Raw genomic sequence first — 15,161 nt, 5'->3', positions numbered from 1 at the left:
TTATGGAGATTGGTCAAAAGATTAAAAACTTGAGACGCTTAAAAAATTTAACGCAAGAAGAGCTTGGTGAAAGGACAGATTTATCTAAGGGCTATATTTCTCAAATTGAGAGTAATAAAACTTCTCCAAGCATGGAAACATTCTTAAATATTCTCGAAGTGTTAGGTACTTCTCCAAAAGAATTTTTTGATACGAAATACGTCACAAAAGTACATTATCCGAAAAATGAGCAACTGACTTATGATGAAGATGAAAAAGGGTATTTTTTACAATGGCCAGTAAAACGTTCGAATGAGTTTGATATGGAACCTTTATTACTGACATTGCAACCTTATGCGTCATATAAAGATTTTCAGCCTTCTGTCTCTGACACATTTGTATATTGTTTAGAAGGGAAGGTTACACTGACTTTAGGCGATCATCAATATACTGCTGAACAGGGGGATGCACTTTATTTTAAAGCACATGCCACACATCGTTTATCTAATGCGGGTCATGTTTGTGCAAAGTTGATGATTGTTGCTACATCATCATATTTATAGGAGGGTTTTAGAATTGAGTGAGTTATTATCTTTTAAGAAGATTACTAAAAAGTATGATGAAACGACAATTTTAGATGCAGTTGATTTAGAGATAGAATCTGGTTATTTTTATACGATACTTGGGCCATCAGGATGTGGTAAGACGACGATGCTAAGACTGATTGCGGGATTTGAATCGCCGGACGCGGGAGAAATTGTGTATTTAGGTAAAAACATTAATCAATGGCCAGCAAATCAGCGACAAGTCAATACCGTTTTCCAAGATTATGCTTTATTTCCACATTTAAATGTTTATGATAACGTGGCATTTGGTTTGAAATTAAAAAAGCTAAATAAGCAACAAATTGATGAAAAAGTAAAAGAAGCACTTAAATTAGTAAAGCTTGAAAAATATATTGAAAGTTCTATACATGCATTAAGTGGTGGACAAAAACAACGTATTGCGATTGCACGTGCAATTGTCAATGAACCAGAGATTTTATTACTCGATGAATCGTTATCCGCATTAGATTTGAAATTGCGTACTGAAATGCAGTACGAATTAAGAGCGTTACAGAAACGTCTTGGGATTACTTTCGTATTTGTAACACATGATCAAGAAGAAGCTTTAGCGATGAGCGACTTTATTTTTGTAATGCGTGAAGGAAAAATTGAACAATTTGGAACACCACTTGATATTTATGATGAGCCCGTCAATCGTTTTGTGGCAGATTTTATTGGTGAATCCAATATTGTTGAGGGTGTTATGGTGGAGGACTATATCGTCAATATCTATGGTCAAAATTTTGATTGTGTAGATAAAGATATCCCGCCACAAACGCAAGTCGATGTCGTTATTCGACCAGAAGATATTACAGTTGTTCCTGAAGAAAAAGGGCTTTTTAAAGCGACTGTGACAAGTTCGCTATTTAGAGGCGTACATTACGAAATGATATGTGAAGATCGAAAAGGGTATGAATGGACAATTCAATCGACTAAAAATGCAAATATAGGAGCACGTGTAGGACTCGATTTTGAGCCAGAAGCGATTCATATCATGGTGCCAGGTGAAACTGAAGAAGAGTTTGATAAACGTATAGAAGGTTATGGAGAATTAAGCTATGAAACACATTAATCGTTGGCTCGCAATTCCTTATTTGCTATGGATGGTTTTCTTCATTATCATACCTGTCGTGTTACTCCTTTATTTTTCATTCGTCAATGAAGATGGACACTTTACTTTGATGAATTATCGTCAATTTTTAACAGCGCATTATATGATGATGCTCGGTGAATCTATTATTTATGCCTTTATCATTACCTTGATTTGTCTTTTAGTCAGTTATCCGGCTGCGTATTTTATTCAACAGTCTAAAAATGCAGCCACTTGGTTGTTGATCATGATTATACCTACATGGATGAATTTACTACTTAAGACATATGCATTTATTGGTATTTTCAGTCATGATGGATTTATCAACAAAATTTTGATGTCCTTTCATCTTCCAGCACAGCCTATACTGTTCACAGCGCCAGCCTTTATCTTTGTTTCGGCATATATTTATATTCCGTTTATGTTACTTCCAATTTATAACAGTATGAAAGATATTCCTGAGCAGCTCTTTTTTGCAGCACAAGACTTAGGTGCAAATCGAGCGACGGTGATTAGAAAAGTTTTATTACCGTTAACGGCTGAAGGTGTGAAAACAGGTATTCAAGTGACTTTTATTCCTGCATTATCTCTATTTATGATTACGAGATTGATTGCCGGTAATAAAGTGATTAATATTGGTACAGCGATTGAAGAACAATTTTTGGTGATACAAAACTATGGTATGGGCTCAACAATTGCAATATTTTTAGTGTTATTCATGGCATTTGTCATGGTATTAACACGAAGTAAGCAAAAAGGGGGCACATCAAAATGAAATGGTACGGTAAAACTTATTTGTACACCTTATTAGTCGTTTTGTATTTGCCGATATTCTTTTTAATGTTGTATTCGTTTAATAGTGCGGGGAATATGACGCATTTTGAAGGTTTTACATGGGAACATTATCAAGCTTTATTTCAAAATAAACATCTCTTGCAAGTTGTTTTTAATACAATTGCGATTGCATTATTAGCAGCGAGTATTGCAACTATCATTGGTGTTTTTGGAGCATTGTTGTTGTACCAACTTCGGAATCAAACATTAAAAATGTCGTTGCTCACTTTAAATAACGTTTTAATGGTTTCTTCCGATGTTGTAATAGGGGCTTCATTTTTAATTATGTTTACAGCGATAGGTCATTTTACGGGATATGGATTAGGTTTTACCTCTGTCCTCATCTCACATATTGCCTTTTGTATTCCTATTGTTGTCATTATAGTTTTACCAAAATTATACGAAATGAACGATTCAATTATGAATGCAGCACGTGATTTAGGTGCTACCGAGTTTCAATTATTGAGTAAGGTGCTCATTCCGCATATCATGCCGGGAATTATTGGTGGCTTTTTTATGGCACTAACTTACTCTCTAGATGATTTTACAGTGAGCTTCTTTGTGACAGGTAACGGCTTTAGTGTTTTATCTGTTGAAATCTATGCGATGGCACGACGTGGTGTAAGTATGGAAATTAATGCTATTTCTACGATTTTATTTGTATTGATTATGGTTGGCTTAATCAGCTATCAACTGATACAGCGCCATAAACAGAAGAAGCAATCCAGTAAAAGAGGTGTGACGATATGAAACAATTGATACAACTCATTGGGGGCGCACTCTTACTGGGTTTAATCAGTTTGGGTGTCGGGTATTGGATTAACCATGATGAAATTGGTGGCAAGCAACAAGAAAAGCTGTACGTCTATAATTGGGGAGAATATATTGATCCTGAAATAATTCAGCAATTTGAACAGAAAACAGGGATACAAGTGGTTTATGAAACATTTGATTCTAACGAAGCGATGGAGGCAAAAATTCGCAATGGCGGTACGCATTACGATGTGGCCTTTCCGAGTGATTACACGATAGAAAAAATGAGAAAAGCGCATTTATTGCGTCCAATTGATCATCAAAAAATTCCAAACATGAAGCATCTAGACCCACATTATATGAATCAGCCTTTTGATCCTAAAAATACTTATTCGATTCCATATTTCTTTGGGACAGTCGCCATTTTGTATAATAAAGAAAAATATCCTGATATCGATTTTAATAGTTGGAATGATTTAAAAAATCCACGGTTAAAAAATGATGTATTATTGGTGGATGGCGCTCGAGAAATTATGGGTCTATCTCTCAATAGTTTAGGGTATAGTTTAAATGATACGAATGAGACACATTTAGAATCGGCAGAACAAAACTTAAAAACGTTTTCTCCTAATATTCGAGGTGTTGTAGGCGATGAAATTAAAATGATGCTTGAGCAACATGAGGCGAATGTTGCTGTCATTTGGAGCGGTTCGGCAGCACCATTGTTTCAAGAAAACGATCATTTTGACTATGTCGTGCCAAAAGAAGGTTCGAATTTATGGTTTGATAATATGGTCATTCCTAAAACGGCACAAAATGTTGAAGGTGCACATCAATTTATTAACTTTTTGTTGGATCCTAAAGTGAGTAAGCAAAATACCGAATGGGTGGGTTATGGTACACCTAATCAAACGGCTAGAAAATTATTGCCAAAAGAAATGAGTCACGATCATCGTGTTTACCCAACACGAGAAGAGCAAAAACGTCTTGAAGTGTACAAAGATTTAGGGCCAGATGTGTTAAATGAATACAATGAGCGTTTCCTAAATTTCAAAATGGCGTTATGATTCTAGTGATTTCATTTGAGTTTAGTTATAATTAAGTGAGTAAGATAAATAAGAGGAGTGGAAGCATGACTGGAGAAGCATATACACAAATCAGTCGTCCTGTAAATCGTCTTGCTGAGAAGATTCTTGGCTGGTTGAGTTGGATATTATTATTAGGTGCTACAGTTGTGGCGATGTTTTTTGGCTTGGTTCTCTTTAGTAACGAGAATTCAATTCAAAAACTAGAAAATGGGGTTGCCAATAATGCCACTTTGCAAGATTTTTTAGCAAGTAATAATTTAAATGCAACCCAACTTGTGATTATGTTACAGAACGGTGTATGGGCATTTATCGTATATTTGATCGTATGTCTATTGATTTCATTCCTAGCATTGATTTCAATGAATCATCGTATTGTATCAGGACTGCTATTTTTGTTAGTAGCGATTATTACATTACCATTATTTTTTATTTTAGTTCCATTATTCTTTTTTATTGTTGCGCTAATGATGTTTGGAAGAAAAGAAAAATATGAACTTGTACCTATGTACCAAGACATGGGCGGCTATCCATCATATAGAGAGAATACGTATGATGAAGATGAGGGAGATCTGCCTCATACGCAATCGACACACTTCAATGCGGAAAAAGAGGACACGCATGTTGAAAACGAGGGGCCATCTGATGATGAACCAGTTGTATTATCACGGTCTGCAAAGTATAATCATAAGCCGATTAAGAAAAATGAGGTTGAACAATCAACACATGATATCAATGATGCAGAAGATGACACACTCATTTATGATAGTCGTACAATGTCTCACCAAGCTGAGCCTGAACAAGATGTGGAAAATGATGTAACGACTTCAGAAGAATATGACGAGGATGATACGGTTACATCACCTGAAGCGCTTAAAGCACAACGTAAGCAAGAGAAAGCAGAACTCAAAGCACAACGTAAAGAAGAGAAAAAAGCACGTAAGGCGCATGAAAAAGAACAAAGAAAGCATAGAGTGAGTGCATCGACACAACGTCGCCAAAATTATGATAATCGTTTGAAATTGCAACAAGATAGACCAAAACAGTCTGCTGAAGACAGCGAGCAAGAAGACGAAAAGCAATAACGTTATTTGAATCGCAAAATAAAAAAGGCACTTATTTCAGTGCATGTCTTTAATCATTAAAAGTTAGATTTTAGTATCGCTTTGAGATTAGACATGAACATCGGAATAAGTGCCTTTTAATAATGTAGAAAATAGCACAAGCTTGCCAGTGAATATGATAATAAAAATCTCGATAAATTATTGGTTTAGCCTATTTATTCAAATTTTAATATAATTATCTTTAAATCTTATCTATTTTAATATATCATTGATTTTAGGTGTCCGTTTGACGTTGGATACTAACACGTGTATCACGTTGAGTATATTGATTTTATTTTTACTAATATAAAATGTAACTTATAGGTTTATTGTAAAAATGATGTCATTTTGTGCGGACATGCTCAAAATTTAGCAATACACATAAAATGAAGTATTATGCGTTTACAAGTTTGAAAAAAGGCAATACAGTCAATAAGGAGGTTTTAATATGTCAGATCAATACGTTTATAATCAGCATAAAAATGATGAACGCATCGTCAACAGAAATGATGCAAAAGTACCATTCAAGCGTACAGCAGAGAAAGTTTTAACGTGGGTAGGAATTGTTCTACACGCAATTTGGTTCGTTTTAATTATTGGTGCGATTGCTATTTTTAAAAATCCAGAATTTCAACAACAAATTGAGATGACGGGTCAAGATGCGTCTCAATTGAATAATATTAACCCAACTTCATTGATTACTTTTCTTATTCCTTTAGTTGTTGCGCTAGTGGCCGTATTCTTGTTTAAAAAGCCTATTTTAGCAGGGATATTACTAATTATAGCTGCTGCAACAGGTGTATTTTTAAGCGCAAGTTTGATTTCAGGAATTTTGTGGTTAATTGCAGGTATTATGTTACTTGTCCGCAAGCCAAAAAATGGAAACTACATTTATCAAAATCCTGAACACCGCTCACAACAATATCAAGAAAATCCTCAAGATGTGGAAGCCCAACGTCATCAGGAGAGACAAAATGTTGTACATGAACCACAAGATAGAGAAGTTAATCAAAACCAAACGCAACATGCAGAAAATAGCGGAGATCAGTATCAAAATAATAGAGATGAATCACTAAAAAGATTAGATGATTTAGATCGAGATGATAAATAATTATAAAAAGACTTGGCAATGACCAAGTCTTTTTATTATGGCATCTATGCTTTACATTAACTGTAAAATTTTAAAAGATGCTTAAATGTGTCTTCTAAAAAGGCAATAAATGCTTTATCCGTTTTCAAATGCTCAGATTGAGGAGGAATCGCTCGTGCTACAAAAAACTCGCCCTTTTTAACATTTTTAGCGCGTGCGATACCTTTTTGAAGTTCTTCTTTTGATAAATCTTGTATACGAGATTTATCGGGCTGTGTATGATCTAAAGATATTTGGAAGTCGTTAGGCAGATCAAGAAGCGTTTCTAATTTGTTTTCAAATACTTCAACATCTTTAGCTTTGTTTTTATCTTCATGCATGAGTCCATACATCACAAACAAGTGATCTTCGAATAAGCCAATTTGAAAATGGGGCATCATTTTATAACCACGTTTATTCGTTGCGAAAGCGACCCAAGTATCTTTGGGCGGATTGACCGTACGTCTAGCATGTTTAGCTACATGTGCATAAAAAGTATCACCAGTTAAAGTTTCAAGATAATCTGTAAAATAGTCGCCAAGTGCGTGTAATTGAGGTCGAATTTGTTGTTCTAATGCTTCCATTCTTGCATCTAGACCTTCTACTTCAAAGACTTTAAAATCTTTGGGTTTAAACGTATATTTTGTCATCATACGCCTCCTTATGTATCCGTGTTAAACTGATTTCATTGTAGCATATACCGAACTGCGAAACATTCATCTTGCCCCATTTTAGTGTATAATGAATTTAATAGGAGTGAGTCGAATGCATTTATATGATTTTGCGAAAAGTTTAGTTTTAGAAGCAGGAAATAATATTAGAAAAAAGATGGGTGACACACTTGCAATTGAAGCTAAGTCGAACCCCAATGATTTAGTAACGAATGTAGATAAAGAGACAGAACAGTTTATTGTGAGTCAAATCCAAGAGAGCTACCCAAATCATCGCATTATTGGTGAAGAAGGCCACGGCCATGACATTGAAACGACTGAAGGCATTGTCTGGGTGATTGACCCGATTGATGGTACGTTAAACTTTATTCATCAAAGTGAAAACTTTGCAATATCAATAGGTATCTTTAAAGAAGGGAAGCCTTATGCAGGGTTTGTCTATGATGTGATGAGAGATGTACTTTACCATGCCAAAGCTGGGAAAGGTGCACTGATGAATGAAGAACCTTTACCTCTTTTAGAGGATACTGTCGTAAGTGAGAGTATTATTGGTATGAATCCAAATTGGCTCACAAAACCTAAATTAGGCACAATGTTAGAACCTATCGTAAGTGACTCAAGAAGTGCACGCGCATATGGATCAGCAGCACTCGAAATTGTTTACGTTGCTACAGGACAGCTTGCTGCATATATGACACCACGTTTACAACCATGGGACTATGCTGGAGGCATCATTATACTAGAAGAAGTGGATGGGATTGCGACAAATTTCTTAGGAGAACCTTTAGCAATGACGCATCCGAATTCTGTTCTCGTAGGAAATAAAAAAGTACACACAGCAATTCGACAGGACTATTTGCGTCAGCATGATGAGACACTCATCGCTTTGCATGAAAAGTTGAAACATAAGTAAAATGGGTATAAACAAAGGCTGGGACATCAATGTGTCTCAGCCCTTAAATTTATTAAAAGATGTAGTCATTCGTGGTTGTTATAGCCAATCGTTTTCACGGTATTTCTTTTTTAATGAAAAGCCTACACCAAACGTTGCTACCATTAAAATAAATGTGACGATCATCCAAAATACATTGGTTGCAGCGATTGCAAAGCTAAACATGGTTAAAAAGAAAATTGCAAGAATTGATAGCAATAAAAAAATTGATTGAGATTTTTTCATCTTAATCCCACCTAACTCTGTTTCTTCATTTCATTTCTATGATATAATAAACGAGTTGTAAAAGAAAGTGGTAATTTACCCGAGAAAGGAATTAAAGTATGACAAAATTTAGAGAAGATGTTCGTAACATTGCGATTATCGCTCACGTAGACCATGGTAAAACGACATTGGTTGATGAACTATTAAAACAATCTGGTATTTTTCGTGAGAATGAGCATGTTGAAGAACGTGCGATGGATTCTAATGACTTAGAAAGAGAACGTGGGATCACAATATTAGCGAAAAATACAGCAGTTAACTATAAAGACACACGTATTAATATTTTAGATACACCTGGGCATGCTGACTTCGGAGGAGAAGTTGAGCGTATTATGAAAATGGTAGACGGTGTTGTTTTAGTTGTAGATGCCTATGAGGGAACAATGCCACAAACACGATTTGTTTTGAAAAAGGCATTAGAACAAAACTTGAAACCTGTTGTTGTTGTGAATAAAATTGATAAACCTTCAGCACGTCCTGAGGGAGTAGTGGATGAAGTTTTAGATTTATTCATTGAACTTGATGCAAATGATGACCAACTTGAGTTTCCTGTTGTCTATGCTTCAGCGATTAATGGTACTGCAAGCCTTGATCCTGAAAAACAAGATGAAAACATGCAAAGCTTATATGAAACGATTTTAGAATATATTCCAGCACCAGTTGATAATCGTGACGAGCCTTTACAATTCCAACCTGCATTGCTTGATTATAATGACTATGTAGGGCGTATTGGAATAGGGCGCGTATTTAGAGGGACAATGCGTGTTGGTGAAAGCGTATCATTATTAAAATTAGATGGATCAGTTAAAAATTTCCGTGTGACTAAAATATTTGGTTATTTTGGTTTAAAACGAGAAGAAATTCAAGAAGCCTATGCAGGTGATTTGATTGCTGTCTCAGGTATGGAAGACATTAACGTAGGTGAAACAATCACACCACAAGATCATCAAGATGCATTACCTGTATTACGTATTGATGAACCAACACTTGAAATGACTTTTAAAGTGAATAATTCACCGTTTGCGGGTAGAGAAGGTCAATTTGTAACAGCACGACAAATTCAAGAGCGCTTAGACAACCAACTTGAAACAGACGTATCATTGAAAGTTACACCAACAGACTCACCAGATGCATGGACAGTTGCAGGACGTGGGGAGCTTCACTTATCAATTTTAATCGAAAATATGAGACGTGAAGGTTTTGAATTACAAGTTTCAAAACCACAAGTTATTTTAAAAGATATTGATGGTGTGTTACATGAACCATTTGAACGCGTTCAAGCTGAAGTGCCAGAAGAATATTCAGGTGCAGTGATTGAGTCTTTAGGACAACGTAAAGGTGAAATGGTGGATATGGTAACGACAGATAATGGATTGACACGTCTAATCTTTAACGTGCCTGCGCGTGGATTAATTGGTTATACAACTGAATTCATGTCTATGACACGTGGTTACGGTATCATTAACCATACATTTGATGAGTTTAGACCTCGTATTAAAGGTCGTATTGGTGGACGTCGTAACGGTGTGTTAGTTTCTATGGACCAAGGATCTGCAAGTGAATATGCGATTTTAGGTTTAGAAGACCGTGGTATTAACTTTATGGAACCTGGAACAGATGTATACGAAGGAATGATTGTAGGTCAAAATAACAGAGAAAATGATTTGACTGTCAATATTACTAAAGTTAAACATCAAACTAACGTACGTTCTGCGACAAAAGACCAAACAGAAACAATGAAAAAACCTCGTAAGTTATCGTTAGAAGAAGCGTTAGAATTTATTAACGATGATGAATTGGTAGAGGTAACACCTGAAAACGTGAGATTGAGAAAGAAAATTTTAAATAAAGGTCAACGTGAAAAAGAAGCTAAACGTATTAAACAAATGATGGAATCAGAAGAAAATTAATATAAGTCGACTTTCATTTAAAAGAGTGAGACAAAAAATCAATTTGATTTTAACGTCTCGCTCTTTTTATTATAGGTTAAAAGCACCCACAGAAATTCTTTACAGTCGTTATTGTGTTTGCATTGTTAACTAAATGTACTTGATTAATTGAAAAGAGCGAATTTTTTAAATAAGAGTAAATTTGTTTTAATATAAGCTGTTTATTTTATTTATAATCCGCCTTGTATTAAAATGTGTTCGAAACACATTTGAGGAGGAGTTAAAATGGAGCAAAAGTTTGAGCCATTATTCGAGTCACTAAAATTACCTAACGGAAGCACATTAAGAAATCGTTTTGTCTTAGCACCGTTAACACATACATTGTCAAATGATGATGGGACAACGTCTTCTACAGAGTTAGGTTATATTGAACCTCGAGCTAAAGATGTAGGCTTAGCTATTTCAGCTGCAAGCTATATCAACATTGAAGGTAAAGCATTTCCAGGTGAACCATCAGTGTCGAAAAAAGAAGACTTACCTGGATTGAAAGAACTTGCGTGTACAATGAAAAAAGGAGGCGCTAAAGCAGTCATCCAAATTCACCACGGGGGCGCTAAAGCTTTGCCAGAATTAGTTCCTAATGGCGATGTGAAAGCACCTAGTGCACTTTCAACAGGTGGTTTTGGTCACAAAGAGCCACACGAAGTCCGTGCGATGACTGTTGAAGAAATTCAACAAGCAATTGTTGATTATGGTAAAGCAGCTTCGCTAGCTATTGAAGCTGGATTTGATGGCGTTGAAATTCATGGTGCGAATCACTATCTCATTCATCAGTTTGTATCTCCATTTTATAATCGTCGAGAAGATGAGTGGGGCGAGCCTCTTCGTTTTCCTATGGCTGTAGTTAATGAAGTATTACGTGTCGTTAATGAAGAAGCACCAGATGACTTTATTGTAGGTTATCGTTTTTCACCAGAGGAAGCGGAAGACCCAGGAATTTCAATGGAACTTACACAACGCTTAGTGAGTGAGTTAATTGAAAAACCACTTGATTATCTCCACGTTTCACTGATGGATATTCACTCAGTAACACGCGAAGGTAAGTATAAAGGTCAAAAACGTATCGACTTATTACTTGATTGGATTAACAATCGTATGCCATTAATTGGTGTCGGCGCCATCTTTACTGCTGATGATGCGGTAAATGCGTTGAATACAGGCGTTCCGTTAGTATGCCTTGGACGTGAATTATTATTCGATCCAGCATATATTTCTAAAATTAAATCTGGTCAAACGGACGAAATCATTTCATATTTCGATCCAGAACGTGAAGATAAACACCAATTACCTGAGAGATTATGGGAAGCATTTGCTTCAGGTTTTTACCCATATCCTAAAAAAGAAGAAGCTTAAACGATATAAATTAAGAGTCTGGAACATAAATACCAAAATAAATAGCTCGAAGATGATTTTGAAAAAAATCGTCTTCGAGCTTCCTTTTTATTATCATGCTTCGTATTATATAGGCTCGCTTTCCGAGGGGACAGCCTCAGCCTGTAGTCTTCGGCTCGTCCTGTTCCCTCAGGAGTCTCGCTATAAATACTTCGCTTATATATGTAATCATTCACCATTATACTTAAAAAAATAAGGCACTTTCGTATAATTTAATTCATCACAACAAAAACTAAATTAACGAGGTGCCTTATGCAAAAAGATTATAATATGTCTCAATTAACTCTACCAATAGAAACATCTATTTTAATTCCTGATAATGATTTATCCCAACATGTCAATGATATCGTTGAATCAATACCAGATATTGAATTCGAGGGATTCAAACACCATCGTGGTTCGACTGCTTACCATCCTAAAATGATGTTAAAAATCATTCTATATGCCTACACACAATCTGTTTTCTCTGGACGTAAGATCGAAAGATTACTTCATGATAGTCTTCGCATGATGTGGCTTTCTCAACGTCAAACACCTTCCTATAAAACCATCAACCGTTCAGCTTGTCCACTTCGAAATCAGTGTATGAAATCTAATTCAAAAGCAAATAAAAAAATCATGAGAAATTATAATTGGGAGTACTTTAAAGCTCAAATTAATCAAAAGCTTTCTAAACCAGAAACACAAAAAATCTACAATCAAAGAAAAATTGATGTAGAACCCGTTTTTAGATTTATGAAAGCTATTTTGGTGTTCAATCGAATGTCCGTGCGGGGGATAAATAAGGTCAAACGAGAGTTTGGCTTTGTCCTCATGGCATTAAATTTAAGGAAATTAGTCGCATCTAGTGCGGCTAAACTGATGATAAAAGGAAAAAATCCGAGATTTTTCGTTTTTTACGAAAACCTCGGATTTCATCGATTCCTGAGACAATTTTGTCTCAAGCTCTTGTTTTCATTTTGAATGATAAGATTGCGTGTGAGGTGATGAAATTGGTCGTTGTTTAGGTGTATCTAAGCGACTTTTACATTCATCGCACATAAATGTTTTAATTGGATTGTTCTTCAATCGTTTTGCTAAACGTGTATGCTCATCCAATAAAACTTCAGTATCACATATCACACATTTCACTTTCCACAAATTAACGCACCTCGATATGAGTCACATGCTTGAATTCATATTGATAGCCATCTTCTACTGTATAAACAAAGCTATCGACGCCATTATCTTCATATAAACGTTTGCCTTCTTTGGCAAATTGGAAAAAGAGATATGGTAGAAATTCAAAAGGGATATCGATATGAGATTCCGCATTAGACAGACGAATAATAGTAGCCTCTTTAAGCGGCTCTGCATTTTTGAAAAAAGGTGTCATATTAATAGCAAATGAACCTTGTAACACAGCGCGCTTTTTATAGTCAATCTCAGAATTTAATGTAGGGGGATTCGTTTGGCCTTCTAATATAGCTCGATTCCACTCTCTATTATCATCAAATTGAATCGGTTTTTGACCTTCAAAGACGCCTTTTTCTAAATCTTCTAATGTTACTTTTCGATCGTCAAAAATCCAAGTCGTACTATCAAGCGTGATTGGAAATTTAACAGCACCTTTAATCTGAATCATTGTTAAACACTCCCTCAATTTAGCTAATTTCATTTTATCATACTTAGGAATGAGGCATACTAAATTTACTTGCTTTTTAATATCCGATAAGATAAAATTTTTAATATAAAAGAAAATTTATGGGGGGGACGCTGTCATGAGTAAGCAACAACATATGAGCAATGTTGCATATGAACAGTTGAATAAAGACGCAGAACGTATTTTGCAACTAATTAAAGTTCAAATAGATAATTTAACATTACCTCAATGTCCTTTATATGAGGAAGTTTTAGATACACAAATGTACGGCTTACAAAAAGAAGTTGATTTTGCAGTCAATCTTGGCCTTGTGAGTGAAGAAGATGGCAAAAAGCTAATGTTACGTTTAGAAAAAGAGTTATCAAAATTACACGAAGCATTTACACGTGTCTAACGTTTGCTATCGGTACAAAAGTGTAGCACGTTTTTCGCATTGTAAGTGCGAGGAATTGGATGAATTAACATATGAATAATATGAAAAGATTATTTCGATATATTTTGAGATCCTCTAAATATATCGATTTTCCATTATTAATTACATATCTTGTACTCTGCTTTATTGGATTAACAATGGTGTACAGTGCAAGTATGGTGGCTGCGACGCGAGGAACATTAACAGGCGGTAGACCGGTGGCAGGAACATATTTTTATACGAGACAGATTATTTACGTATTGATGGGTTTTAGTATTGTATTCTTCATGGCTTACATTATGGATGTTAAAATCTTGAAAAAACGTAATGTACAGCTCGGTATGATGGCGATGATTATCTTCTTACTTTTTGCGACACTTGCATTTGGATCTGAAATTAACGGTTCTAAAAGTTGGTTGAATTTAGGATTTATGAATTTACAAGCTTCTGAGTTATTAAAAATCGCTATTATTTTATATGTTCCGTATATTATAGAAAGAAAGCGTTTCGAAATTCAGCGCAATCCTTCAGTTATTTTATGGCCAATCCTGTTTGTAGGTTTTTGTTTAGGTCTCGTCCTTTTACAAAAAGACGTAGGTCAAACGTTACTTACAGGTGCTATATTTTTTAGTATTATCGTTTATTCAGGTATCGGTGTCAAAAACTTAATTAAGATTGGTTCTTACGCTTTAGGAGCATTAATTGTAGTCATTATCATTATTGTTATTTTTAGAATTAATGTTTTACCTTCGTACTTGACGGCACGATTTAGCGCGTTAGAAAATCCATTCAACTATGAATCAGGTATAGGTTACCATCTTTCTAACTCACTATTAGCAATTGGTAACGGTGGCTTGTTTGGTCGAGGCCTTGGAAATAGTATTATGAAACTAGGTTATTTACCTGAACCCCATACTGATTTTATATTCGCAATTATATGTGAAGAGCTTGGTTTTGTGGGTGCCTTTTTAGTAATCGGTTTGATTTTCTTTATCGTTTATCGCGCTTTTGAACTTGCATCACAAACAAAATCATATTTCTATAAGTTGGTTTGTGTAGGTATTGCAAGTTATATTGCTTTACAATCATTTGTTAATCTAGGTGGTATCTCTGGATTAATTCCTTTAACAGGTGTGCCACTTCCATTTATTAGTTTTGGTGGTTCATCTATGCTCAGCTTAAGTGCTGCGATGGGATTACTTTTAATTGTTGCAAAACAAATTAAATACGACGATGCCAAGCAACGTTATTATGAAAAACAAAATAAAATCTAGTCATCTCAAAGAATTTCACAAATTTAA

Annotated in this window: 17 protein-coding genes; 13 read left to right on the top strand and 4 right to left on the bottom strand. The window is 35.2% G+C overall.

What is annotated here, in order from left to right:
* Positions 1-2: 2 nt before the first annotated feature.
* The 7 genes from MUA40_RS08265 (at position 3) to MUA40_RS08235 (ending at position 6,560) form a co-directional block, all read left to right on the top strand.
* On the top strand, positions 3-542 hold the full coding sequence (locus MUA40_RS08265) for a helix-turn-helix domain-containing protein (RefSeq protein WP_016424765.1): 540 nt from the start codon (positions 3-5) through the stop codon (positions 540-542).
* A gap of 13 nt (positions 543-555) precedes the next feature.
* A complete protein-coding gene (locus MUA40_RS08260; protein ID WP_016424766.1) occupies positions 556-1,656 on the top strand; it encodes an ABC transporter ATP-binding protein in 1,101 nt (366 codons plus the stop codon).
* Positions 1,643-2,449, top strand: coding sequence for an ABC transporter permease (locus MUA40_RS08255; protein WP_016424767.1), 807 nt, complete (start codon positions 1,643-1,645; stop codon positions 2,447-2,449). Before MUA40_RS08260 ends, MUA40_RS08255 begins: the two co-directional genes overlap by 14 nt.
* A complete protein-coding gene (locus MUA40_RS08250) occupies positions 2,446-3,258 on the top strand; it encodes an ABC transporter permease (RefSeq protein ID WP_016424768.1) in 813 nt (270 codons plus the stop codon). Before MUA40_RS08255 ends, MUA40_RS08250 begins: the two co-directional genes overlap by 4 nt.
* On the top strand, positions 3,255-4,328 hold the full coding sequence (locus MUA40_RS08245; protein WP_262569385.1) for an ABC transporter substrate-binding protein: 1,074 nt from the start codon (positions 3,255-3,257) through the stop codon (positions 4,326-4,328). The genes MUA40_RS08250 and MUA40_RS08245 overlap by 4 nt, the downstream gene beginning before the upstream one ends.
* 65 nt (positions 4,329-4,393) lie before the next feature.
* The gene (auxB, locus tag MUA40_RS08240; RefSeq protein WP_016424770.1) at positions 4,394-5,431 is read left to right on the top strand and encodes a lipoteichoic acid stability factor AuxB; all 1,038 of its coding nucleotides are present in this window, start codon (positions 4,394-4,396) and stop codon (positions 5,429-5,431) included.
* 466 nt (positions 5,432-5,897) lie between these two features.
* Positions 5,898-6,560, top strand: coding sequence for a DUF4064 domain-containing protein (locus MUA40_RS08235; RefSeq protein WP_016424771.1), 663 nt, complete (start codon positions 5,898-5,900; stop codon positions 6,558-6,560).
* A gap of 56 nt (positions 6,561-6,616) precedes the next feature.
* On the opposite strand, the gene MUA40_RS08230 is transcribed toward MUA40_RS08235, so the two are convergent.
* Complete coding sequence (locus MUA40_RS08230) at positions 6,617-7,228, bottom strand: YktB family protein (protein WP_016424772.1); 612 nt, start codon at positions 7,226-7,228, stop codon at positions 6,617-6,619.
* Positions 7,229-7,343: 115 nt separating this feature from the next.
* Here MUA40_RS08230 and MUA40_RS08225 point away from each other — a divergent pair, with 115 nt between their 5' ends.
* The gene (locus tag MUA40_RS08225) at positions 7,344-8,162 is read left to right on the top strand and encodes an inositol monophosphatase family protein (protein ID WP_126496413.1); all 819 of its coding nucleotides are present in this window, start codon (positions 7,344-7,346) and stop codon (positions 8,160-8,162) included.
* A gap of 78 nt (positions 8,163-8,240) precedes the next feature.
* Here the strand turns inward: MUA40_RS08225 and MUA40_RS08220 are convergent, their stop codons facing one another.
* Complete coding sequence (locus MUA40_RS08220; protein ID WP_228480309.1) at positions 8,241-8,432, bottom strand: DUF5325 family protein; 192 nt, start codon at positions 8,430-8,432, stop codon at positions 8,241-8,243.
* A gap of 92 nt (positions 8,433-8,524) precedes the next feature.
* Between MUA40_RS08220 and typA the strand changes: the two genes are divergently transcribed.
* The 3 genes from typA to MUA40_RS08205 all read left to right on the top strand — a co-directional run bounded on the left by typA (position 8,525) and on the right by MUA40_RS08205 (position 12,769).
* Positions 8,525-10,375, top strand: a complete 1,851-nt coding sequence (gene typA, locus MUA40_RS08215; RefSeq protein WP_016424775.1) for a translational GTPase TypA — start codon at positions 8,525-8,527, stop codon at positions 10,373-10,375.
* Positions 10,376-10,639: 264 nt separating this feature from the next.
* The gene (locus MUA40_RS08210; protein ID WP_016424776.1) at positions 10,640-11,767 is read left to right on the top strand and encodes an NADH-dependent flavin oxidoreductase; all 1,128 of its coding nucleotides are present in this window, start codon (positions 10,640-10,642) and stop codon (positions 11,765-11,767) included.
* A gap of 291 nt (positions 11,768-12,058) precedes the next feature.
* A complete protein-coding gene (locus tag MUA40_RS08205) occupies positions 12,059-12,769 on the top strand; it encodes a transposase (protein WP_126496624.1) in 711 nt (236 codons plus the stop codon).
* Here MUA40_RS08205 and MUA40_RS08200 read toward each other — a convergent pair.
* Entirely contained in the window at positions 12,761-12,946 is a 186-nt protein-coding gene (locus tag MUA40_RS08200; protein ID WP_050332208.1) for a DUF2197 domain-containing protein, read from the bottom strand. The two genes, MUA40_RS08205 and MUA40_RS08200, sit on opposite strands and share 9 nt — an antisense overlap.
* Position 12,947: 1 nt before the next feature.
* Positions 12,948-13,430: a hypothetical protein gene (locus tag MUA40_RS08195; protein ID WP_016424778.1), complete on the bottom strand. Its 483-nt coding sequence runs from the start codon at positions 13,428-13,430 to the stop codon at positions 12,948-12,950.
* Positions 13,431-13,566: 136 nt separating this feature from the next.
* Here MUA40_RS08195 and MUA40_RS08190 point away from each other — a divergent pair, with 136 nt between their 5' ends.
* Both MUA40_RS08190 and ftsW read left to right on the top strand, forming a co-directional pair.
* Positions 13,567-13,842, top strand: coding sequence for an Fpa/YlaN family protein (locus MUA40_RS08190; protein ID WP_016424779.1), 276 nt, complete (start codon positions 13,567-13,569; stop codon positions 13,840-13,842).
* A gap of 71 nt (positions 13,843-13,913) precedes the next feature.
* The gene (gene ftsW / locus MUA40_RS08185; RefSeq protein ID WP_016424780.1) at positions 13,914-15,134 is read left to right on the top strand and encodes a cell division peptidoglycan polymerase FtsW; all 1,221 of its coding nucleotides are present in this window, start codon (positions 13,914-13,916) and stop codon (positions 15,132-15,134) included.
* Positions 15,135-15,161: the final 27 nt, after the last annotated feature.

The sequence above is a fragment of the Staphylococcus schleiferi genome (genome assembly GCF_025558325.1).
GTDB lineage: Bacteria > Bacillota > Bacilli > Staphylococcales > Staphylococcaceae > Staphylococcus > Staphylococcus schleiferi.
This window is presented reverse-complemented; position numbering and strand designations above follow the sequence as displayed.